The 20858-nt window shown below is 57.6% G+C and carries 23 protein-coding genes; 14 read left to right on the top strand and 9 right to left on the bottom strand.

Annotated elements, in window-relative coordinates:
• Window positions 1–18 precede the first annotated feature (18 nt).
• Both alr and dnaB read right to left on the bottom strand, forming a co-directional pair.
• Window positions 19–1092 carry an alanine racemase gene (gene alr, locus BN1125_RS13065; protein ID WP_042012750.1) on the bottom strand — a complete coding sequence of 358 codons (1074 nt, stop codon included), beginning with the start codon at window positions 1090–1092 and terminating at the stop codon, window positions 19–21.
• A 200-nt stretch (window positions 1093–1292) separates the two neighbouring features.
• Window positions 1293–2687 (bottom strand): replicative DNA helicase, encoded by a 1395-nt coding sequence (dnaB, locus tag BN1125_RS13060; protein ID WP_042012749.1) that lies wholly within the window; start codon window positions 2685–2687, stop codon window positions 1293–1295.
• 363 nt (window positions 2688–3050) lie between these two features.
• Between dnaB and BN1125_RS13050 the strand changes: the two genes are divergently transcribed.
• Complete coding sequence (locus tag BN1125_RS13050; RefSeq protein WP_042012748.1) at window positions 3051–3911, top strand: Tim44 domain-containing protein; 861 nt, start codon at window positions 3051–3053, stop codon at window positions 3909–3911.
• Window positions 3912–4092: 181 nt separating this feature from the next.
• Here BN1125_RS13050 and ushA read toward each other — a convergent pair whose 3' ends face one another.
• Window positions 4093–5817 carry a bifunctional UDP-sugar hydrolase/5'-nucleotidase UshA gene (gene ushA, locus BN1125_RS13045; RefSeq protein ID WP_042012747.1) on the bottom strand — a complete coding sequence of 575 codons (1725 nt, stop codon included), beginning with the start codon at window positions 5815–5817 and terminating at the stop codon, window positions 4093–4095.
• Between the two features lie 265 nt (window positions 5818–6082).
• Between ushA and BN1125_RS13040 the strand changes: the two genes are divergently transcribed.
• Both BN1125_RS13040 and BN1125_RS13035 read left to right on the top strand, forming a co-directional pair.
• Entirely contained in the window at window positions 6083–6427 is a 345-nt protein-coding gene (locus BN1125_RS13040) for a DUF2956 domain-containing protein (protein WP_042012746.1), read from the top strand.
• A 145-nt stretch (window positions 6428–6572) separates the two neighbouring features.
• Window positions 6573–6908, top strand: coding sequence for a hypothetical protein (locus BN1125_RS13035; protein WP_042012745.1), 336 nt, complete (start codon window positions 6573–6575; stop codon window positions 6906–6908).
• Between the two features lie 95 nt (window positions 6909–7003).
• On the opposite strand, the gene BN1125_RS13030 is transcribed toward BN1125_RS13035, so the two are convergent.
• Entirely contained in the window at window positions 7004–8410 is a 1407-nt protein-coding gene (locus BN1125_RS13030) for a sigma-54-dependent transcriptional regulator (protein ID WP_042012743.1), read from the bottom strand.
• Window positions 8411–8562: 152 nt separating this feature from the next.
• Window positions 8563–9366, bottom strand: coding sequence for an FKBP-type peptidyl-prolyl cis-trans isomerase (gene fkpA, locus BN1125_RS13025; protein WP_042012742.1), 804 nt, complete (start codon window positions 9364–9366; stop codon window positions 8563–8565).
• A 118-nt stretch (window positions 9367–9484) separates the two neighbouring features.
• Here fkpA and BN1125_RS13020 point away from each other — a divergent pair, with 118 nt between their 5' ends.
• Together BN1125_RS13020 and BN1125_RS13015 are read left to right on the top strand one after the other, a co-directional pair.
• Window positions 9485–10453, top strand: coding sequence for a WD40 repeat domain-containing protein (locus tag BN1125_RS13020; RefSeq protein ID WP_042012741.1), 969 nt, complete (start codon window positions 9485–9487; stop codon window positions 10451–10453).
• 14 nt (window positions 10454–10467) lie between these two features.
• The gene (locus BN1125_RS13015) at window positions 10468–10683 is read left to right on the top strand and encodes a SlyX family protein (RefSeq protein WP_005335285.1); all 216 of its coding nucleotides are present in this window, start codon (window positions 10468–10470) and stop codon (window positions 10681–10683) included.
• Between the two features lie 100 nt (window positions 10684–10783).
• Here BN1125_RS13015 and slyD read toward each other — a convergent pair whose 3' ends face one another.
• Together slyD and BN1125_RS13005 are read right to left on the bottom strand one after the other, a co-directional pair.
• Window positions 10784–11404: a peptidylprolyl isomerase gene (gene slyD, locus BN1125_RS13010; RefSeq protein WP_042012740.1), complete on the bottom strand. Its 621-nt coding sequence runs from the start codon at window positions 11402–11404 to the stop codon at window positions 10784–10786.
• 143 nt (window positions 11405–11547) lie between these two features.
• The gene (locus BN1125_RS13005) at window positions 11548–11751 is read right to left on the bottom strand and encodes a YheV family putative zinc ribbon protein (RefSeq protein ID WP_042012739.1); all 204 of its coding nucleotides are present in this window, start codon (window positions 11749–11751) and stop codon (window positions 11548–11550) included.
• Window positions 11752–11790: 39 nt separating this feature from the next.
• Between BN1125_RS13005 and BN1125_RS13000 the strand changes: the two genes are divergently transcribed.
• The 6 genes from BN1125_RS13000 to BN1125_RS12975 all read left to right on the top strand — a co-directional run bounded on the left by BN1125_RS13000 (window position 11791) and on the right by BN1125_RS12975 (window position 16524).
• The gene (locus BN1125_RS13000) at window positions 11791–12486 is read left to right on the top strand and encodes a hypothetical protein (RefSeq protein ID WP_042012738.1); all 696 of its coding nucleotides are present in this window, start codon (window positions 11791–11793) and stop codon (window positions 12484–12486) included.
• Window positions 12487–12611: 125 nt separating this feature from the next.
• A complete protein-coding gene (locus tag BN1125_RS12995) occupies window positions 12612–13511 on the top strand; it encodes a chemotaxis protein (protein ID WP_042012737.1) in 900 nt (299 codons plus the stop codon).
• Window positions 13512–13577: 66 nt separating this feature from the next.
• Window positions 13578–14564, top strand: a complete 987-nt coding sequence (locus tag BN1125_RS12990; protein WP_042012735.1) for a hydrolase — start codon at window positions 13578–13580, stop codon at window positions 14562–14564.
• A gap of 264 nt (window positions 14565–14828) precedes the next feature.
• On the top strand, window positions 14829–15053 hold the full coding sequence (locus BN1125_RS12985; protein ID WP_042012734.1) for a YheU family protein: 225 nt from the start codon (window positions 14829–14831) through the stop codon (window positions 15051–15053).
• A 52-nt stretch (window positions 15054–15105) separates the two neighbouring features.
• Window positions 15106–15975 (top strand): phosphoribulokinase, encoded by an 870-nt coding sequence (locus BN1125_RS12980; RefSeq protein ID WP_042012733.1) that lies wholly within the window; start codon window positions 15106–15108, stop codon window positions 15973–15975.
• Window positions 15976–15990: 15 nt separating this feature from the next.
• Window positions 15991–16524, top strand: a complete 534-nt coding sequence (locus BN1125_RS12975) for a DUF4136 domain-containing protein (RefSeq protein WP_042012732.1) — start codon at window positions 15991–15993, stop codon at window positions 16522–16524.
• A 121-nt stretch (window positions 16525–16645) separates the two neighbouring features.
• On the opposite strand, the gene BN1125_RS12970 is transcribed toward BN1125_RS12975, so the two are convergent.
• A complete protein-coding gene (locus BN1125_RS12970; RefSeq protein ID WP_042012731.1) occupies window positions 16646–16942 on the bottom strand; it encodes an MliC family protein in 297 nt (98 codons plus the stop codon).
• A gap of 97 nt (window positions 16943–17039) precedes the next feature.
• Window positions 17040–17444 (bottom strand): OsmC family protein, encoded by a 405-nt coding sequence (locus BN1125_RS12965; protein ID WP_042012730.1) that lies wholly within the window; start codon window positions 17442–17444, stop codon window positions 17040–17042.
• 328 nt (window positions 17445–17772) lie between these two features.
• Between BN1125_RS12965 and crp the strand changes: the two genes are divergently transcribed.
• The 3 genes from crp to BN1125_RS12950 all read left to right on the top strand — a co-directional run bounded on the left by crp (window position 17773) and on the right by BN1125_RS12950 (window position 20699).
• Window positions 17773–18411, top strand: coding sequence for a cAMP-activated global transcriptional regulator CRP (gene crp / locus BN1125_RS12960; RefSeq protein WP_005335304.1), 639 nt, complete (start codon window positions 17773–17775; stop codon window positions 18409–18411).
• A gap of 114 nt (window positions 18412–18525) precedes the next feature.
• A complete protein-coding gene (locus tag BN1125_RS12955) occupies window positions 18526–19323 on the top strand; it encodes a putative RNA methyltransferase (protein WP_042012729.1) in 798 nt (265 codons plus the stop codon).
• A 251-nt stretch (window positions 19324–19574) separates the two neighbouring features.
• Window positions 19575–20699, top strand: a complete 1125-nt coding sequence (locus BN1125_RS12950; protein WP_042012728.1) for a porin — start codon at window positions 19575–19577, stop codon at window positions 20697–20699.
• Window positions 20700–20858 lie beyond the last annotated feature (159 nt).

Genomic DNA, 20858 nt, shown 5'->3' with positions numbered 1-20858 from the left:
CAGGGCACTGCTGCCACATCAGACGTATTCCATAAAGACGCGGGAGGTGAGCTTGGTGATCAGCTCGTAGGGGATGGTGCCGATCTCGTCGGCTACCCGCTCCACCGGCAGCCCCTCGCCCCACAGCACCGCCTCGTCGCCCGCCTTGTCGGTGGCACCGGGGCCGAGATCGACCGTACTCATATCCATGGAGACTCGCCCCACCAGCGGCACGATGCGGCCGTTAATCAGCACGGGCGTGCCGTTGGGCGCCATGCGCGGATAGCCGTCACCATAGCCGATGGCAATGACCCCGAGCCGGGTATCACGATCCGCCACCCAGTTGGCGCCATAGCCTACCGGCTCGCCCGCCTTGTGATCCCGCACCGCAATCAGCTGGGTCTTGAGGGTCATCACCGGCTGCAAATCGTAATCAGCCGCCACCGTATTGGGGAACGGGGAGACGCCATAGAGAATGACACCGGGGCGAACCCAGTCGCAGTGGGAGTCCGGCCAGGCCAGAATGCCCGCCGAGTTGGCCATGGCCCGCTCGCCAGCCAGCGGTGCAGTGAGACGGCTGAAGAGGTCAATCTGCTCGCGGGTGGTGGGCTGTGCCAGCTCATCGGAGCGGCTAAAGTGGGTCATGATGTTGAACGGCTGTACCACGTTCTTGCACTTGCCGAGTCGTTCGATAAAAGCGGGCATCTCGTCGGCGCGCACCCCGAGGCGGTGCATGCCGGTGTCGAGCTTGAGCCAGGCCACCACGGGCGCTGGCAACTCGACCTGCTCCAGCGCGTCGAGCTGCTCCCAAGTGTGAACCGCCGTCTGCAGGTTGTTGGCCGCCAGCACCGGCAGATCGTCGGCACAGAAGAAGCCCTCCAGCAGCACAATGGGCTTGACCACGGCGCAGGAGCGCAACATCAGCGCCTCTTCGATCCGGGCCACCGCATAGGCATCCGCATCCACCAGGGTGCGGGCGACCGGCAGTAGTCCGTGGCCATAGGCGTTGGCCTTGACCACAGCGATGATCTTGCAAGCGGGTGCGTGGCGCTTGACCACGGCGAGGTTGTGGCGCAAGGCCGCAGTGTTGATTTGGGCAGTAGCCGCTTTCATGGTTTTCCCTTACGAGGGCACAAATGGTCTCCCCCTCATCGGGCCGAAGACCGCCACTCACTTATCGTCGTCGAAGGCCGGACCGGCATAATTGTCGAACCGGGAAAACAGGCCCTGACCGGCTGCCTCTCAGTGAATGGCAAGCGGGTCAGGGCGGTGGCGGCAATACTGACTATCAGGATTGCCTTACTTGTTACTTATCAATAATCATCATCAAACGCAGGACCGGCGTAGTTGTCGAACCGGGAGAACTGACCCTGGAAGGTGAGGCGCACCCGGCCGATAGGGCCGTTACGCTGCTTGCCGATAATGATCTCGGCAATCCCCTTGTCCGGGCTGTCATCGTGATAAACCTCATCACGATAGATAAACATGATCAAATCCGCGTCCTGCTCGATGGAGCCCGATTCACGAAGATCCGAGTTGACCGGACGCTTGTCGGCCCGCTGTTCCAGGCTACGGTTCAACTGGGAGAGCGCCACTACCGGGCACTGCAGCTCTTTCGCCAAGGCCTTGAGTGAGCGGGAGATCTCGCCGATCTCCAGCGTCCGGTTATCAGACAATGCAGGGACTCGCATCAGCTGCAAGTAATCGATCATGATCATCGAGAGGCCACCGTGCTCACGGGCAATCCGGCGGGCGCGCGAGCGCACATCGGTCGGCGTCAGGCCGGAGGCATCATCGATATACATCTTGCCCTTCTCGAGCAGCAAGCCCATGGTGGAAGAGAGCCGCCCCCAATCCTCATCATCGAGTTGACCGGTACGCACCTTGGTCTGATCGATACGACCGACCGAGGCGAGCATACGCATGATGATCTGCTCGGAGGGCATCTCCAGCGAGAAGATGAGCACCGGTTTGTCGGCGGTGAGGGCTGCATGTTCGCACAGGTTCATGGCAAAAGTGGTCTTGCCCATGGAGGGACGGGCCGCCACGATGACCAGGTCCGAGCGCTGCAAACCGGCTGTCATCTTGTCGAGATCGCCGTAACCGCTCGACACCCCGGTCACGCCGTTGTGGGGAGTCTTGAACAGCTCTTCAATCTTGTCGACGGTCTGCTCGAGAATGACCTTGAGGGGCTGGGGCCCTTCATTGGCGCTGGTGCGCTGCTCGGCAATCTTGAATACCTTGCTCTCGGCCAGATCGAGCAGGTCACCTGAGGTGCGCCCTTGGGGCTCGTAGCCCGCTTCGACTATCTCGTTGGCGACCGAGATCATCTCCCGTACTACCGCCCGCTCACGCACGATTTCGGCGTAGGCGTTGATGTTGGCGGCACTCGGGGTGTTCTTGGCGATCTCCACCAGATAGGCGAAGCCGCCCGCCTCTTCCAGCTGTTCGGAGCGCTCCAGCTCCTCCTGCAGGGTGATGAGGTCAATGGGGTTGCCCGCGTTGGAAAGGCGGGTCATGGCCTGGAAGATCAACCGGTGCGGACGGCTGTAGAAATCCTGATCGATCACCCGTTCGGCAACCCGATCCCAGGCATCGTTATCCAGCATCAGGCCGCCCAGTACGGACTGTTCGGCCTCAAAAGAGTGGGGAGGAACTTTCAGCTGTTGTGTCTTGGCGTCTTTTTTCGCCGTCACTTGCTCTGCCATACACATAAAAACCGCAGCGGGAAGGGGACGGGAATTTTACAAAAGAAAGCCAACTACGGCGAGCCCTATCTGGCGGCTCATACCATCATAAAGGGCCAAACCAGAGTCTGCTCTACCTTGACCATTTTGATTTTGCTTCGCATTTTGCGCTCCTTGCGACTCAATCTTCTGCTTTTCATCCGGTTTACTCCTCTTGTTTGACGCCGCATCGCGGCAACCTCGTTCATGAATAATTCATGCCAGAGGTGATATTGATGAATACAAGCTGCGACACAATTAGGGACAGGCAGCCTGCCATGCGCCTTGCTGAGCTTGCCAAAGCGGAGCATGCCCCACCCACAGACGAGAGTGAAAAGAGTCAAAATGAAAAAGATGCTGACCCTGTTTGCCGTGATCCTGGCCATTGGCCTGGGGGCACCTCACGCCGAAGCCAAGAAATTTGGCGGCGGCAAATCCTTTGGTAAAAGTTACAAAACTGCGCCGGCCCAGCCTGCGGCCAAACCGGTCGACAACAAGAATCCGACACTGAATGCCCAGACTCCGCCGAAAAAGAGCGGCATGATGGGTGGCCTGCTGGGCGGCCTGCTAGCTGGCGGCCTGTTTGCCTACCTGCTGGGCAGCGGTGCCTTTGAAGGTCTGCAAGGAATGGACTTCCTGCTGATCGCCCTGCTGGCGCTGGGTGCCGTCTTCCTGATCCGTACACTGCGCAAGGGCAAGGTCGCGACGCCACAGCCACAACAGGCGGCCTATGCGGGCTATCAGCCACCGCAATCTGCGGCCCCGCAGCAGTTTGAGCAGAGCAACAGCGCACCGCAAGCCACCGGCTTTGCCGACAGCGACGTGCCGTTCCGCCTGCCGCCAGGCTTTGACATGAACAGCTTCCTGGCCGGTGCCCGCGATCACTATCGCACCCTGCAAGAGGCGTGGAACAAGAACGATCTGGAAAAAGTACGCGAGTACGTCAGCCCGGAGCTGTTCGATCAGCTTAAAGCCGAGCGCGCCGAACTGACTGGCGACCAGCACACCGAAGTGATGTACGTCGATACCCAGCTGGTACGCGCCGACTACGGCAGCGACTGGGCTCAGGTGAGCGTACGCTTCAGCGGCCGCTATATGGACCGTCAGGAACAGGTAGAAGAAGACATCAAAGAGGTGTGGCACCTCGAGCGCAATCTGGCGAAAGACAATGCCCCTTGGCATATCGTCGGTATCGAGCAGCTGTAAGGTTTAGATTGTCACGACGCAAAAGGCGGCCCACAGGCCGCCTTTTTTCATTTCATCCCGTCATACAGGCGATGGCTATCGTCATTGATGATTGAAGCGTTGTGACCGCCCCCAAACAACATAGGGCAGCCACCGGCTGCCCTTTGGGGTGACATCAGGGGCTAACAGCCTTGATGAGCGATTAGATACACCCTTCGGTAGATGCTGAGTTCAGGTAGCTCACCTCATTGCCTGGCTGATAATCCGCAACGTTGATGGTCTTCTTGATCTCGATGTACTCCTTCAGCACGGCAGCATCCACCAACCCGGCGTTGATGGTATCGATCTTCGGATAACCGTCACCACCGGAGGCGCTGAAGCTCGGGATCGCGAAGCTGTAAGTAGCTGCCGGATCAAACGCCTTGCCACCGATGCTGGTGATATTGACGCTCTTGGCCTGGCAATCCACTGCCATGTTGATGCCGCCAAACTGGGCATAACCACCGGTATTGCGGGTCTTGCTTGCCACCTGGCCCAGATAGGTCGCCAGATCGCTCCCCTTCATGACCGCCTTGTTGACCGTGTTGCCAAACGGGTGCACCAGCAGCACGCTGCGGTAGGTGATATCCCCGGTCGGGATGCTGTCACGCACGCCACCGGAGTTGACGATACCAAAATCGACGGCCAGCTTGGCAGAGGTGGCTGAAGTGATCAGACGACCCAGATTGGTTTGCTTGTTGCGTACAGTATTGCGATCACCAACCAATACCCCATCGGTAGAACCGATCACAACGTTGAGCTCTTGCTGACCTTTTTCCTGATAGCCTAGCAGGGTGTTATACAGCTCGGGATCCTTGGTGATCTCGTCCTGTACGAACTGCATCTTGGTGGTATCTTTGGTCACGGCGCCGGTGGCATCGATCGCCTCACCCTTGGCGTTGCGCTTGATCAGGTTAACCGGGATCAGCTCATAGCTGGTCAGGGTCAACTTGCCATTCTGATAGTCAAACTGGGCGCGACCCACATACTTGCCCCACTCGTGGGCCTGCATGATCCAGGTGCCATTTTGCTGGTCTGGCTGGCAGTTATCACCCGGTTTGAAATTGGCGTACTTGTTCGCGGTGCCCGGCTCCATGCAGACCGGATTCTGGGAGTGGCCACCAATGATGGCATCCAGAGTACCCGCTGGCAGAGCCCGGGCCATCTCTACATCGCCCGGCGCATTGCTGCCGTGCTGGCCATTCTCGTAATGGCCCATGTGAGTGATGGCGAAGACCAGATTGGCTTCCTTGTTGCTGCGGATCTGCTGGCCCAGTTTGGCAGCTTCGCTGGTCGGATCGCGGAACTCCAGGGTTTGCACGTTGTTGGGATCCACCAGCTGCGCGGTATCCTCGGTGGTCAGGCCCAGTACGGCGACCTTGAGACCGCTCTCCAGCTTGAACACCTTGTAGGGGTCAAAGTAGTGTTTGCCGCTGGCCTTGTCATAGATGTTGGCCGAGAGCATGGGGAACTGGGCCCACTTGCGCTGCTTCTCCAGCACGCTGAGCGGGTTGTCGAATTCATGGTTACCCACTGCCATGGCATCGTAGCGAATGTTGTTCATCGCCATGAAGTCAGGCTCGGCATCCTGCAGATCGGATTCCGGCACCCCGGTATTCACATCACCGCCGGAGAGCACCAGCACGTCGCTGCCGGCTGCCTTGGCATCCGCACGCAGCTGCTCGACCAGGGTCTTCTGGGCAGCCATACCGTACTCATTTTCGGCGTTGTGCCAGAAACGGCCGTGGGTATCATTGGTGTGCAGAATGGTCAGTTTGCAGACATTTTCGGTGCAGGGTGCAACGCTGTCATTGCTAGAGGTATTACAGCCAGTCAGTGCAGCAAGCACGGCCAGAGCCACGCCGCCTTTGATAAAATTATTATTCATTTCCATATCACCTTGATTGTTTTGTTATTTCGCAACCCGGTCCAGCGGGTCGGGCGCCAATATAACAACAACAGATGACCATTTTTCATCGATGACTCACAAATTGTGCTATTTGTGATCTTCTATTCAACATCGGGTTTATCTCTGATTTATCTCGATTTTTGTTGAGTTACCGCTCACTTGTATCGCACTGTGCCGAGGGGACACCACGAGTAAGCGGCTTTATGGCATACTTCCCAGCCATCCATGCCCGAGGAACGAATTGATGGCCAAGTACGACAAGATTTCTCCCGAGACCCAGCAAGAGGCGATGAAAATTGCCCGTGCCAACCAGAAGCCGGGACAGACCAAGGAGCAGACCCAGCTTATCGCGCAAGGGATCCAGAAAGGCATCGACGAGTACAAGAAACAGATGAAGGCACGGGCCCGTGAAGCGAGCCGCCAGAAAAAATTGCAGGCCAAGGCCAGACAGCCACAGGGCGAGCAGCCTTCAGAAGAGCAGGATGATCAGCTCGAGCTGGTTGAAGTGAGTCATCAGCACCCCCTGCCGTGGATCTTGCTGGTGCTGAGCTGGCTGGCTTTTGCCGCCGCCTGGTTCTGGTTGCGCTAAGAGCCGTTGTGGCAAACCTTTGTCCGGGATCTTCTTCACAGCCTGGGCCCGGGCAGCTGGTGATTAGTGGCAAAGAGTGATTAAATCCCGCGCCTCTTGCACCAGACACCCGGTTTTTTGACGTTCAGTTTTCAGGAAAGATGTTATGAACCCTGCTCCGCTCTATCTGCTGGCCCCTTTTGTGCTGTTTCTTGTGACCATGCTGCTCTATCGCATTTCGCCGCTACGGGCGGTCGCCGCCGGTGGGGGGCGCTGGTTTATCCTGCCGGCCTTCACCCTGTTTATTTTGCTGATCATCATCAACGGCGCCGCCGATCCCGCCCTGCGCAATCCGGCGTTTCACTGGCTGATGCCGGGGCTTGGCTTCGCGCTGAGCCTGTTTCCGGCACTGCCCAAGGCCTTGGTGCCGCGCCTTGCCATCAAGGAGGGAGCCTTCGCCGCCCTCGGTCTGATGCTGATGAGCCTGGCCATGGTCTACTGACCGGTTCGTTGGCATGACTCAAGCGCCTCGCCAAACGCTGATCCCCAAAATAGAAAGGGCGGCACGCTAGCCGCCCTTTCTGCTGGCAAGATGGTTCAGGCCAGATTGGCCTCCTCCCACCCCTGCTTCTTGCGGTAAATGGTGGAGGGGCTGATCTCGAGCAGTGCCGCCGCCTTGGGAATGTTGCCGTCACAGCTGGCGATAGCCTGTTCGATCACCTCTTTTTCCACCAGCCAGAGCGGGCGGATCGGCCCTTTGGCAATCCCGCTGATCGCGGGCGCCGACTCTACCGCCATCGCCGTTGTCGCAAAGATCTGGGGACGAACCCCATTGAGCGGGGGCGGCAGAATATCCGGACTCACCAGCTCCTTGTCGTTGAGCACCACGATATTGCGCACCACGTTTTGCAGCTCGCGGACGTTGCCGGGCCAGGGATAGTCGAGCAGTACCCGCGCGGCATTGACATCGAAATCCTTGAAGCGCTTGCTCTCCTCCTTGGCGTAGCTCTGTAGCAAGGTACGCGCCAGCAGCAGTATGTCCTCACCCCGCTCCCGCAGCGGCGGCAGGGTAAGCGGAATGACGTGGAGCCGATAGTAGAGATCCTCGCGAAAGCGGCCCGCTTTCACCTCCACCAGCGGATCCCGGTTGGTGGCGCAGATAAAGCGCACATCCACCGTCTCGAGCTTGCCGCTGCCGACCCGCTGCACGGTGCCGGTCTGGATGAAGCGCAGCAGCTTGCTCTGCAGATCGAGATCCATCTCGCAGATTTCGTCGAGAAACAGGGTACCGCCATCGGCCAGACTGGCCGCCCCCTTGCGATCCCCCTGGGCACCGGTAAAGGAGCCTTTCACATGGCCGAAGATCTCGCTCTCCATCAAATCGTGGGGAATGGCGGCGCAGTTGAGGGCGATGAATGGCTGAGCACTACGCGGGCTGCATTGATGGATCGCATCGGCGCACACTTCCTTGCCGGTGCCGCTCTCGCCAGTAATAAAGACAGTCGCCTTGCTGGGTGCCGCACTCTCGATGATGCGATACACCGCCTGCATCGCCATGGAGGCGCCGATAAAACCGAAGAATGAGCTGCGCTCGAAATTCTCGCGATAGTGGGCAACCAGCGAGCTCAATTGCTGATGTTTCAGGGCATTGCGTACGGTGGCACAGAGCCGTTTGCTGTCAAACGGTTTGGTCAGAAAGTCAAAGGCACCAAGACGCATCGCCTCCACAGCCACATCCACCGAGCCGTGGGCGGTGATCACCACCACCGAGCAGGGCAACTGCTGTTCGGTGATCATCTGCAGAATGTCCATACCGGACATATCCGGCAGCTCCAGATCCAGCAGCACCACGGGGGGGGGGCTTGCCAGCAACTGCGCCAGCGCCTGCTGACCGCAGTCGGCCAGCACCACCTCGTACCCCTCCTGGCGCAGGTACTGTTCATAGACCACCGCCAGACTACGGGTATCTTCCACCAGCAGGACACGCGATTTATTTTCAGCCACTGGACTCATCCTTGTTTTTGATTCTGCGATCTATTTTGCCTTATTTTTGCGCGCAACCCCAACGCCAAGACAGCTCTTTTATCCCGCGATTGCAAGGAATACACAAGTAAAAACGGCTCCTTAAGGAGCCGTTTGTTTACTACAAGAAGGGATTACTTCTTAGCGTCGTCAGCAGTCGGCTTCTCGATAGCCAGCAGCTCAACGTCAAACACCAGCACGGCATTGGCCGGGATGGAGCCTGCACCGTGCTCGCCATAGGCCAGCTTGGACGGCAGGAAGAACTTGAACTTGGAGCCAACCGGCATCAACTGCACACCTTCAGTCCAACCCGGGATCACCTGGTTGAGCGGGAAGGTGGCCGGCTCGCCACGATCGACAGAGCTGTCGAACTTGGTGCCATCGGTCAGGGTACCGGTGTAGTGAACCTTGACGATGTCGGTAGATGTCGGCTTGGCACCGTCCCCCATCTTCTCGACCAGATATTGCAGGCCGGATTCGGTGCTCTTCACGCCCTCTTTCTTGGCGTTGGCAGCCAGGTACTCTTCGCCGTTCTTCAGATTTTCAACGGAATCTTTCTCGGCCTTGGCCTTGGTCAGCTCGTTGATCTTGGCGTCGTAATCCTGCAGTACTTTCTGGATCTCTTCATCCGTCATCTTGGCTTCTTTGCCCAGACCGTCGGTCACCCCTTTGAGGATCACGGCGTTGTCCAGTTTGATGCCCAGTTCCTGCTGACGCTCAAGGGTGTTCGCGATGTAACGACCCATGGAGAGGCCAATTGCGTAGCCGGATTGCTCTTCAAAGCTCTTGGCATCAGCCTTGGTCGCCTCTGCCGGCTTGCTGGCTTCAGCCTTCACTTCGGCGGTATTGGCCGCAGCAGGCTTCTCGTCTTTTTGGCAAGCAGTCAGACCGACGGCAACCGCCGCCGCCAACAGGGACACCTTCAGAAATTTGTTCATCAGTTTCTCCAAACTCCAAATACCGCTCTCGGTTCCATCGTGAAATGAGAGGTTTATCGTGATAAGCGCCTTATACTAACGCCGTGTTCGCAGGTAACAAAAGCGTGAGACTGCAAAAATGATAAAAAGTGCCATTTATCTGGTGAGCCTCTGTGTCATGCTCACCGGTTGCGAGCAGAGCTCCCAACCCAGCCAGCAAATCACCCTCGCCAGCACGGGTCTGCTGACCGCAGATCTGGCCAGTGACGGCAAGCAGGCTATCGTCTCCAGCATCGGCCAGGGCATTGTGGTCTGGGATCTCGAGCAGAACCGCCAGCGCTGGCGCTGGAAACAGTCAGATTCGCAGGATGACCTGGTGTTTGTTACCCGCTTTTCCGAAGGTAACAGCCACGCCGTCACCGCCACCACTGACACCTTTGCCACCTGGCGCCTACAGGATGGGCAGTCACAAGGTTACTACTCCCTTCCTGAATCCAGACTGAGGGACATAGCGCTCTCTGCCGACGGTCGTTATGTGCTGATAGGGCGGGAAGATGGCAAAGCCGAGTGGCTCGATACCGGAAGCGGCCGTCGTCTGCAGTTTCTGGGGCATACCGAACAGGTCAATACGGTGGATCTCTCCGCCAATGGTCGCTACGCCCTGACCGGCGGCAACGACTACAGCGCCTACCTGTGGGATAGCCGCAGCGGTCAGGTGGTGTGGCGCTTCAACCATGGCGGTCGGGTCGTGATGGCACGACTGGAGCCGAGCGGTCGCTACGCCTTCACCGCCGACAGCCGTCGGGCCAGCATCTGGGATCTGAAAACCGGCAAGGAGGTGAGTCAGCTGCAATCGGATCATCGCTTCGAGGTTTACACCAGCGCCCGCTTTGCCAACGACGGCAAGTGGCTCATCACCGGTGCCCCCTCCCGCCAGCTCTCCCTGTGGCAAGTGAGTGACGGCACCCTGCTGCAGAGCTGGCGCGTCTCGCCGCAACCCAAGGTGAAACCGCCCAGCGCAGTGGTCTACGGCGTCGCTTTGCGCGACAATAGCCACCTTGTCAGCGCCAGCTCCAGTGGTCTGGCCGAAATCTGGACAATCAAGTAAGGACCCGAAGGCCCATGAGCCAGCAACTTAACGATCGCATCGAAACCCTGGAAACCCGTCTCGCCTATGCGGAATACACCATAGAGCAGCTCAACGACGAGGTGACCACCCAGGGCCGTGAACTCGATCGACTTAAATACCAGATCCAGCTGCTGATCGACAAACTGCAGAGCGTACAGCCCAGCCAGATAGCCAGCATGGCCGAAGAGACACCACCGCCACACTACTGATCAGGCGCTATCAGTTGTCAGGCCATCTTGCCCGGCACGATCAACAACCAATAAAAAACCCGCGAGAATCGCGGGTTTTTTATCATCGGCGTGGCCGTGATCAGTGCTGATGGCCCTTGCCACCACAACCGCCGCCACCGCAGCAGCCGCCGTGACCATGGTCATCACCGTGGTCGTGGCCATGATCGTGACCAGCACCACCACAGCAACCACCCTGGCCGTGGTCGTGATCATGACCATGATCGTGACCACAACCACCTTCACCGTGAACGTGGCCGTGAGCCAGCTCTTCGGCAGTGGCAGCACGCACATCCTTGATCTCGACCTTGAAGCCCAGGGTCACACCAGCCAGCGGGTGGTTGCCATCTACCTTGACGAACTCTTCAGACACTTCAACCACGGTCACCGGACGGTGGCCATCGTCGGTTTCAGCCACAAAAGTATCCCCTTCGGAGACTTCCATACCGTCGAACAGCTCGCCCGGTACTTCTTGTACCAGGGTCTCGTCATATTCGCCGTAGGCCTGGCTCGGCGCCAGGGTCACTTCGAAGGCTTCACCTACCGCGCGACCTTCCAGCTCGGCTTCCAGGCCAGAGACCAGGTAACGGGTGCCGTGCAGATAGACCAGCGGCTCTTTGCCGACAGTGCTGTCGATGACTTCACCGTGCTCGTCGGTGACTGTGTATTCCAGCGTAACCACGCTCAGAGGAGCTACTTTCATGTCAGGATCCTGCGGATAGAAAAAAACGGGCTCAGAATACCCTAAAAAGCGGGCCACGCATATGCCGTGCCGCGCCACAGCGTGATGAAAAAAACGACAAAAGCATCAACAGGAAAACCGATCCCCCCTCAGCCATTGCCTCATCAGGGACGAAATACCCCGATCACCTCTTCCGCCTCACGAGTCAGCTTGTCGACCTCTTCCGGTGTTTGCACCTGGGTGTCACCGCAGGCGACGCAGGTCACCTTCTCGACTCCATGCTCCAGATACAGCATCATATTGTCCAACTTGCCGCACGCCGGGCAGACAGCCCCGGCAATGAAGCGTTTTTTACGTCTGGTTTCCATATTTGTTACCTCCAGGCAGCATCATATCAGGATTTTTACATGCATCACGCCAGCGAATACTACCATTTTTCCTGTCAGGGATTGCAGGCCGGCAACCGCAAACGGAGCCCGGCCGGACAGCTTTTGCGGATAACCCGAGGCGCCGCCTTGCTGAGATTGGGCCAGCATGAACTCCTGCTGCCAGCTGGCAGTTGCTTCTGGCTCTGTGCCGATGCCCTCGCCGCCTTCAGCCCACTCAGTGGTTGTCACTACGATCGGCTGAGCGTCTCTTTGCGCATGGCGCAGCCGCAGCAGGCTGGCTGGCTGCAAGCCACCCCCTTGCTCGATGCCTTGCTCGATTCACTGGTCCGGTGGCAGCGACCGAAAGAGTGGCAAGGGGCCTACGGCCAGCGGCTGCAGGTCATCCAGGATGAGCTGCAACTGTGCGCCATCAGCCAGCAGGGGCACGGTGAGCTGCAAGCCGGCTGGCAAGCGCTGGCCAATGGCCAGCCGGATTCTCTGCAGCTGTGGGCGCAACTGGCCAATCCACCGGTAGAGGGGTCTGCCTTGCAACAACAGTGGCAACTGCTGCAAGCGCTCAGATTGCTAAAGGGCGGCAGCAAGCACGCCCAGGTCGCCAGCAAGCTGGGCTATGCCGATGAGGCCGCACTGCACGCTGCCTGCCAACAGTGGTGCGTCGGCGGGGATGGCGATCAGGAGATCAATAGCCAAACATCGGGGGAAGAAGCCATTTAAAATTGGCGGGACGAGTCCAGTTTTTTGCCAGATGGCCGTTAACAAGGCAGGGCCATCCCCCCTGTAATCCTTTATGCTAAAGGCCTGACGTGACTGCCAACGTTTCGACCAACAGGACATCTGCCATGACGAGCAAAGCCAATCAATCCCAGGGCATGTTGTTGTTTCACCTTTCTGCCCAGCAATCCTTTGCCATCGGCACCCTCAAGGTGAAGGAGATCGTCCCTTACACTCAGCTGACAGCCATGCCGCACTCGCACCCGACCGTGCTGGGGGCCGCCAATATGCGCGGCGCCACCATTCCGGTGATCGATATGGCGATGGCGGTGGGTTATCGCCCCATCAGTAAGGAGGAGAAGCCCCACTGTTTCATCATCATCACCGACTGCCGCCGTACCCTGGTGGGCTTTCTGGTGCGGGGCATCGACAAGATTACCGAGTGCAACTGGCGCGATATCGCGCCGCCGCCCACCGCCCTCGGCCACAATGTCTTCGTGACCGGGGTCACCCGGGTCAACGGTCAGCTGATTCAGTTGCTGGACGTGGAGCTGATCCTGTCACGGGTCTACCCTGACGATCCCAGCCACCTCTATCCAGTGCTGACCGATGTTCAGCGGGAGCGGATCAAGCCGATGCGGATCCTGCTGGTGGATGACTCCTCAGTCGCCCGTCGTCAGCTGATGGCAGCCCTCGACTACATTAATATCCCCTACGAGGTCTGTACCAATGGCAAGGATGCACTGACCCTGTTGCAGCAGCGGGCAAGCCAGAAGACCCCCATCGACATTCTGGTGAGCGATATCGAGATGCCGGGGCTCGATGGCTACGAGCTGGCCTTCGAGGTGCAGAGCGACAGCAAACTGGCGGGGGCTTACATCATCCTGCACACCTCCCTCTCCAGTGAGATCAGTGTGGAGCGAGCCCATCAGGTGGGCGCGCACGAGGCACTGACCAAGTTCGAGGCCAACGAGTTGATCCAGGCTATGTTGCGCGGTGCCGAACATCACGATCGCCTGCTGAAATAAGCAAGTCACTAACGGGAGGTCCCCTCCTCCCGCCCCCTTTACCTTCGACCCAGACCGACTGAGCCCATGCTGACAGAGAGCCACTTCCACGCCCCTTGGTGGGCCCGTAATCCTCATCTGCAGACCATATTGCCCAAATGGCTGCGCCGCACACCTGCCCGCTTTGTGGCGGAGCGGTTTGAACTGCAGGATGGGGACTTTGTCGACCTCGCCTGGAGCGGAAAAGTCAGCATTGACAAGCAACCACTAGTGGTGGTGTTTCACGGGCTGGAGGGGAGCATTCACTCCCACTATGCCAAGGGATTGTTCAGTCATCTGCAACAGAAGGGCACAGAGGCGGTGCTGATGCACTTTCGCGGCTGCAGTGGCGAGCCCAATCGCCATCTGCAAGCGTATCACTCCGGCGCCATTCAGGATGCACAGGAGCTGATTGCCGAACTGAGCCAACGCTTTCCGGGCAAACCACTGATCGCCATCGGCTTTTCACTCGGTGGTAATATGCTGGTCAATCTGCTGGCGCGGGCCTGTCCTGCGGCATTGAAGGCCGCGGTGGTGGTTTCGGCCCCGCTGCAACTGGCCAGCTGTGCCGAACGGGTCAATCAGGGTTTCTCGAAGGTCTATCAGAACTACCTGCTGCGCACCATGCGCCATAATCTGCTCAACAAGATCCGCCAGCAGCAGAACGCAAGGGAACGCTGGCAACCAAGAGCGGTCGCTGAGATTGCCACCCTGCGCGATTTTGACGAGCTGGTCACTGCGCCGCTGCATGGCTTTCACAACGCCAGCCACTACTATCAGATTTGTTCAGGTCTGCCCTTGCTACACCAGATCCCGATCCCGACTCTCGTCATTCACGCCGCAGATGATCCCTTCATGTCTGACGCCGTCATCCCGCGCCCCGAGCAACTCTCCCCCATGGTGCGCTACGAGTTGAGCCAGCGTGGTGGCCATGTCGGCTTTCTGCACGGCACACCCTGGCGGCCACGCTTCTGGCTGGATGAGCGGATCGAACGCTGGATCGCCGAGCAGGTTCAGGAGGCGATACAGAACTGATTGCGGCTTCTGGCCTTGGCGATACCGAGTGTCTGGTCAGCCCGCGCCAGTAGTGGCCCGGCCTGCCCACACTGACGCCGTCACAAAAAAACGCCTCACGCCATAACCGGTAGCCAGATCCACCTCACTGGTACCAAACGCATCATCAACGGCATCACCCCTCTCGGGCAGACACTCCACGAAACGCGGAAAAAAGAGGTTGCACTCATTTTATTGCGCACAACAATAGCTGACGGTTATGCCCTTTTGCATCGAGATCCCCTCATGATAATCCCCTGGCAAGCGTTGGATGCCGATACCCTGACCAACCTGATCGAGCACTTTGTGCTGCAGGAAGGCACCGAATATGGCGAACATGATGTCCCCCTAGAGGCCAAAGTCGCTATGGTAAGGACTCAATTACAGCAAGGCCTCGCCGTGATCGTCTATAGCGAGTTGCATGAGTCGGTCAATATCGTGCCGCGCGATCGTTTCAACGCGCCGTCTTGACCATATCGGGTTCACGCCCGTATAACGGAACTCCCAAGGAAGAGAACATTATATGTCGGCCAACCATCCCATTATCGCCGTTACTGGCTCGTCCGGTGCCGGTACGTCTACCTCCACCATTGCCTTTCGCTCCATGTTCCACCAACTGGGTTATCAGGCGGCCGTGGTAGAAGGCGACAGTTTTCACCGCTATACCCGCCCCGAGATGGATGTGGCCATCCGCAAGGCGCGCGAACAGGGGCGCCACATTAGCTATTTTGGCCCCGAGGCCAATGACTTCGGCTTGCTGGAGAGCTTTTTTCAGGGCTATGGCCAGGATGGCACCGGCCAGTATCGCCGCTATCTGCACAGTTTTGACGAGGCAGTCCCCTTCAACCAGATGCCTGGCACCTTCACCCCCTGGCAGAATCTGCCGAGCGAGACCGATTTACTGTTTTATGAAGGGCTGCACGGCGGGGTGGTCACCGAAGATCACAATGTGGCCCGCCACGTGGACTTTCTCATCGGCGTAGTGCCCATCGTCAACCTGGAGTGGATCCAGAAGCTGATCCGCGATACCTCGGAGCGAGGGCATTCGCGCGAGGCTGTGACCGACTCCATCGTCCGTTCCATGGATGACTACATCAATTTCATCACCCCGCAGTTCTCCCGCACCCATATCAACTTCCAGCGAGTGCCGACGGTGGATACCTCCAACCCCTTCAGCGCCAAGGTGATCCCGAGTCTGGACGAGAGTATGCTGGTGATCCGGTTTCGCGGCATAAAACAGGTCGACTTTCCCTACCTGTTGTCGATGATCGACGGTTCATTCATGTCTCGTATGAACACCATTGTCGTTCCGGGTGGCAAAATGGGGTTTGCCATGGAGTTGATCCTCAAGCCACTCATCCAGCAACTACTCGAAACCGGCAAGATCACTTAAGCCAAGGAGTTCATAATGCGGTTAGCGTTTATTTCTGTGGTAATGGCCGCCCTGCTGAGCGGTTGCAGCAGCGGTCAGGTCACCCCGACACTGAAATCTGACACCATAATCGTTCGCTCCCTTGGCGACTGGACATATGGCGCCACCCCGAGCTTCGCCTTGGCCGAGCAGTATCAATACGCCGGAAAGTTAGCGGAAAAGTGGCTGGAGCCGATGCAACTGGCGGTGAGCCGGGAGCTCAATGGCAAGGGGTGGCAGAGTGCGCCGCTCGGCGAAGCGGATCTGTGGGTCGCCATCGGCGTCGCTGGGGGCAAGGACATCAGTGACGGCGAAATTTTCGCGCGCCTCGGCATGACGCCGGGGGTCCATGCCTCCGCCGACCAGCGCAAAGGCTCGCTAGCCATCGTGCTGCGCGATCGCAAAACCGAGAAAGCGGTTTGGAGCAGCATCATCCAACTGACCAGCGACGTGAGCATTACAGATAGCCAACGTCAGGCATTCAGCCAGCAACTCGCCGCCAAACTGCTGCATCGCGTCCCAACCAACTGATACTGGCTTATTGAAAAAGGGGATTAAAGAAACGGCCAGCCTCCCGGCAAGCCGTTTTTTGTGTTCTCAATCCGTTGCCCCAAGCAGGTCTTGGCCTGATTCAGGGAACCAGCGGGCACACCTATTTCAGCGTGCAGGTCAGCAGCGTCACCCCTTTCTGGGTGAGAAGACCTTGTTTGTCCTGATTCCAGAAGGTGGTCACACCGTCGGAATATTTGGCACCGGACTCTGATTCAACGCGCACCAGCTTGTGGTAAACCCCGGCATAGGGAAACTGTACCATGTCAGCCTGGGCATCATAGGTGATGGCCAGCATCTCTTCGCCACACTGATATTGGCTGTATTGATACTGGGTGGGTTGCGGGCTACTGCACGCCGTCAGACCCAGCAGGGGAAGCAGAACGATCCATTTTTTCATTGCATTTTCCTTATGTGATGGCCTTATGTAATGGCCTTGTGCAGTGGCCTTACGTGACGACCTTATACTTGGATATCAACGAAACAATCGTCAGTTATCAAGCTTCAACAATTTGATAACTATGGGTAACTTGTACCGCTTTTTCCAACATCAGGGAAACAGAACAGTATTTTTCCATCGACAGGTCGACCGCTCTGGCTACCTGCTTGTCTGCCAAGCCCTTGCCTGTCACCACGAAATGCAAATTAATCTTCTCGAACACACGGGGCACGCTATCAACCCGCTCGCCACTGACCTCTACATGACAGGCCGTCACCGCCTGGCGTGCTTTTTCGAGAATGGAGACCACATCGATAGAGCTGCAGCCACCGAGCGCCAGCAGGATCATCTCCATCGGACTCGCCCCCTCACCCGGGTTGGCACCATCCAGGATGACCTTGTGGCCAGACTCGCTCTCCCCTACGAACTTCATCCCCTCTACCCAGCTGACCTTTGCCTTCATCTCACGCCTCCTCATGTAGTCGCACTATTATGATGTGCCCAGCATACCCCAACCATCGAACAAGCGGCATATCTCAGGGCACACAGCCGACTAGCGAGAGGAGTGTTAGGGGGGAAATAGATCAAAATCAACATCTCTGCCCCCCATCTTCCCTAGAATGGCCAACGCGGCGCAGCAGGCATTACCCAAAGGGCTCTTTCAAAAGCCTGCAAAGCCTTGTCAGCACCGACAAAGGCTCTTATCCTACTGCGACGAATACAAGGAATGGCAAGATTGGCAGCTTGCCCGGACGCACAAGTCCATAAAAAGACACTACAGAGGAATTCTCATGGTTATTGGCAAACCGCAAAGCGATCCCACCCTGGAATGGTTCTTGTCGCACTGCCACATTCATAAGTATCCCGCCAAGAGCACCCTGATCCATGCGGGTGAAAAAGCGGAGACCCTCTATTACATCGTCAAGGGCACTGTGGCCGTCCTGATCAAGGACGATGAGGGCAAAGAGATGATCCTCTCCTATCTGAACCAGGGCGACTTCCTGGGCGAGATGGGAATGTTCGAAGAGAACGAGAATCCCGAGCGCTCCGCCTGGGTTCGCGCCAAAGGATCCTGCGAAGTGGCAGAGATCTCGTACAAGAAGTTCCGTCAGCTGATCCAGGTCAACCCGGACATTCTGATGCGTCTATCTGGCCAGATGGCCAAGCGCCTGCAGCACACCAGCCAAAAAGTGGGTAACCTCGCCTTCCTGGATGTGACCGGCCGGATCGCCCAGACCCTGCTCAACCTGGCCAAACAGCCAGATGCCATGACCCACCCGGATGGCATGCAGATCAAGATCACTCGCCAGGAGATCGGCCAGATCGTCGGCTGTTCCCGTGAAACCGTGGGCCGCATCCTCAAGATGCTGGAAGAGCAGGAGCTCATCTCTGCACACGGCAAGACCATAGTGGTATTCGGCACCCGCTGATGCCCCGCCATGGCCATCAGGCCACCGGAGAAAAAGGCTGCTTCGGCAGCCTTTTTTGATCCCTCCCTTCTATAATCCCGAACACCCGTACCGGCGTTCACCAAGAGAGTCACTATGCACCTTCAATGTCCCCGTTGCCGCAGTCCGCTTCACCTGCATGAGGCCTCCCAAGGGCGCTATTGCGACAACAAGCACCATTTCGATCCCGCACCGGAAGGTTATCTGGATCTCATCCCCGGCAAGAAGAACCCCAAAGACAGCGACAGCCGTGCCCTGATGCGCGCCAAGCACCATTTCCTGGAAGCCGGACACCAACTGCCGCTCGTCGACGCAATGGCGAACCTGCTCGCCCCCCTCTCGCCACGCGAGCTGATCCATCTGGGCTGTGGTGAAGGCTACTACTGCCGTGCGCTGGCAGAACGCCTGCCCGGCTGGCAGTTTGCTGGCGTTGATATCGCCAAGAACACCATCTTTGCCGCCAAAAAAGCGCAGCCGGACGGCCAGTTTGTCATTGCAGATCCCGCCCGTGCGCCGCTGCAGCCGGGCTCGGCGGCCATATTGCTGGTCAACGACCTCAGGATCAAGACCGAGCAATTGGTCGACTGGCTGGCCCCCGGCGGCTATCTGCTCTATCTGCAACCAGGACCCCGCCATCAGTGGCAGCTGAGAGTCAGCCTCAATCCAGTGAGCATGGAACACCCTTTAAGCTGGCCCTCGCTTGCCGGTCTTCAACTGGTGAACCAGGAGCGCTGCCAGTTCCCTATCGCCATGGATCAGCACGTACGCGCCTTTATTCTGGAAACCAGCCGTCTCGGCTGGCGCGCTAACGGAGAACAACGGCACGACTTTGTCCAACATGGCCCAGATGAATTGGCACAGGATCTGCTGATAACTCTGTGGCAAAAAACCTGATCGAGATCTCATTACTGAGGCATCTTATGTCTGCCACACAAGTGGCACCAAAAACATCAAATCATTGTTTTAAAACAAAAATATTTCACACCACGCTTACTGATAAAGTACATACCAATAAAACACGCCGGATTGATTCAGCTCCAGTCAAGGTTCAGAGCCCTACCGTGTCGTCATCGGCACTCAAACCCGATCACCTTAACAAGGGCCGGTACAGGTCCAATTGCTTACACCTCAGAGGAATTACGCATATGAAGAAGTCTGCACTGACCTTGGCAATCTCCAGCCTGTTCGTCGCCGGCGGCGCTATCGCCGTTGAAGGTGGCCCGCTGAATGAGAACACCATCTTTCAAGAAGGTGAGAGCAAGCTGGAAATCGGTGGTCGCGCCCAAGGTATGTACTACGGTACTGATGATGACGGCACCGACGATGACCAGAGCTACTTCCGTGTCAACATGCGCGGTGAGACCAAAATTGCTCCCGAGATGACGGCTTTCGGCTTTGCCGAGTACAACCTGCCGACCGCTGGCTCTGACAACGACGAAGTACGTCACGCTCACGTCGGCATCAAGCATGACCGTTTCGGCACCTTCACCTACGGTCGTCAAGATGGCCTGTTTACCATGCTGAACGACTACACCGACGTACTGCCCGAGTGGGGTGGTGACGGCCTGGGCAAGGGCGTCGAAGTGTTCGGTACCGGTCGTACCAACGGGCTGGCAAAGTATGTATTCAACTACAACAGTCTGACCCTGGGTGCCCAGTTCACCGGCAACAACGATCCGCAGAATTCTGGTCGTTCCGATAAATCTGTCGATCTTGGTAATGGCGAAACCGACAAATGGAACGCCAAAGGTTCTGATCAAGGCTTTGCCGTCTTGGCTGCCTATGACTTCGATATGGGCCTGAGCCTGATGACCTCCTACAACCAGGCTAGCAAGACTAGCGAGCAGGGCAAGTATGCCAGCTTTGGTGGCGACGACGATGCCAAACTGTACGGCGTAGGTGCCAAATACACAAACGGCAACCTGTACCTGGCCGCCACCTATGCTCACGGTGAAGACCACCTGTTCATCGGCAAGTACAACGGTTACGCCGAAAAACACGACGGCTATGAAGCCGTTGCCCAGTACACCATCGGCAAGTTCAAGCCTTCCCTGGCTTATCTGCGCACTGACGTGAAGGACGATGACAACCGTATCGACGATACCTACACCGAGTACGTCTCTATCGGTGCCTGGTACAACTTCACCAAGAACTTCAATGCCTACGTTGATTACCAGCTGAACCTGTTGGACGATGATACTAACAGCACCAGCAAGCTGGGTCGCAACACTGACGACACTCTTGCTGTTGCCCTGCAGTACAACTTCTAAGTAATTGGAAGTCAGTTATACCCTGTAATACCAATGTCTACTGTTTGAATTACTTCCGGCCGCTCTGCGGCCGGTTTTTTATTACGCCTTTTCAGCACCTTGCATATAACTGTCGAGCGGATTGATGGCAATCTCCGCGCCGTTGACAGGGAGTGACCA

It is taken from the genome of Aeromonas fluvialis (assembly GCF_000819885.1).
GTDB lineage: Bacteria > Pseudomonadota > Gammaproteobacteria > Enterobacterales > Aeromonadaceae > Aeromonas > Aeromonas fluvialis.
The sequence above is the reverse complement of the archived record's forward strand: the minus strand, read 5'-3'. Positions and strand labels throughout refer to the sequence as shown.

What these genes read in the sequence shown, in the direction of transcription:
- BN1125_RS12975 (WP_042012732.1), top strand. Translation starts at nt 15,991, where the DNA reads ATGCGGTTAGCGTTTATTTCTGTGGTAATGGCCGCCCTGCTGAGCGGT.
- BN1125_RS12950 (WP_042012728.1), top strand. Translation starts at nt 19,575, where the DNA reads ATGAAGAAGTCTGCACTGACCTTGGCAATCTCCAGCCTGTTCGTCGCC.
- BN1125_RS12980 (WP_042012733.1), top strand. Translation starts at nt 15,106, where the DNA reads ATGTCGGCCAACCATCCCATTATCGCCGTTACTGGCTCGTCCGGTGCC.
- crp (WP_005335304.1), top strand. Translation starts at nt 17,773, where the DNA reads ATGGTTATTGGCAAACCGCAAAGCGATCCCACCCTGGAATGGTTCTTG.
- BN1125_RS12985 (WP_042012734.1), top strand. Translation starts at nt 14,829, where the DNA reads ATGATAATCCCCTGGCAAGCGTTGGATGCCGATACCCTGACCAACCTG.
- BN1125_RS13050 (WP_042012748.1), top strand. Translation starts at nt 3,051, where the DNA reads ATGAAAAAGATGCTGACCCTGTTTGCCGTGATCCTGGCCATTGGCCTG.
- BN1125_RS13035 (WP_042012745.1), top strand. Translation starts at nt 6,573, where the DNA reads ATGAACCCTGCTCCGCTCTATCTGCTGGCCCCTTTTGTGCTGTTTCTT.
- BN1125_RS12995 (WP_042012737.1), top strand. Translation starts at nt 12,612, where the DNA reads ATGACGAGCAAAGCCAATCAATCCCAGGGCATGTTGTTGTTTCACCTT.
- BN1125_RS12955 (WP_042012729.1), top strand. Translation starts at nt 18,526, where the DNA reads ATGCACCTTCAATGTCCCCGTTGCCGCAGTCCGCTTCACCTGCATGAG.
- BN1125_RS12990 (WP_042012735.1), top strand. Translation starts at nt 13,578, where the DNA reads ATGCTGACAGAGAGCCACTTCCACGCCCCTTGGTGGGCCCGTAATCCT.
- BN1125_RS13000 (WP_042012738.1), top strand. Translation starts at nt 11,791, where the DNA reads ATGCATCACGCCAGCGAATACTACCATTTTTCCTGTCAGGGATTGCAG.
- fkpA (WP_042012742.1), bottom strand. Translation starts at nt 9,366, where the DNA reads ATGAACAAATTTCTGAAGGTGTCCCTGTTGGCGGCGGCGGTTGCCGTC.
- BN1125_RS13040 (WP_042012746.1), top strand. Translation starts at nt 6,083, where the DNA reads ATGGCCAAGTACGACAAGATTTCTCCCGAGACCCAGCAAGAGGCGATG.
- BN1125_RS13005 (WP_042012739.1), bottom strand. Translation starts at nt 11,751, where the DNA reads ATGGAAACCAGACGTAAAAAACGCTTCATTGCCGGGGCTGTCTGCCCG.
- BN1125_RS12970 (WP_042012731.1), bottom strand. Translation starts at nt 16,942, where the DNA reads ATGAAAAAATGGATCGTTCTGCTTCCCCTGCTGGGTCTGACGGCGTGC.
- slyD (WP_042012740.1), bottom strand. Translation starts at nt 11,404, where the DNA reads ATGAAAGTAGCTCCTCTGAGCGTGGTTACGCTGGAATACACAGTCACC.
- BN1125_RS13015 (WP_005335285.1), top strand. Translation starts at nt 10,468, where the DNA reads ATGAGCCAGCAACTTAACGATCGCATCGAAACCCTGGAAACCCGTCTC.
- ushA (WP_042012747.1), bottom strand. Translation starts at nt 5,817, where the DNA reads ATGAATAATAATTTTATCAAAGGCGGCGTGGCTCTGGCCGTGCTTGCT.
- alr (WP_042012750.1), bottom strand. Translation starts at nt 1,092, where the DNA reads ATGAAAGCGGCTACTGCCCAAATCAACACTGCGGCCTTGCGCCACAAC.
- BN1125_RS13020 (WP_042012741.1), top strand. Translation starts at nt 9,485, where the DNA reads ATGATAAAAAGTGCCATTTATCTGGTGAGCCTCTGTGTCATGCTCACC.
- BN1125_RS12965 (WP_042012730.1), bottom strand. Translation starts at nt 17,444, where the DNA reads ATGAAGGCAAAGGTCAGCTGGGTAGAGGGGATGAAGTTCGTAGGGGAG.
- dnaB (WP_042012749.1), bottom strand. Translation starts at nt 2,687, where the DNA reads ATGGCAGAGCAAGTGACGGCGAAAAAAGACGCCAAGACACAACAGCTG.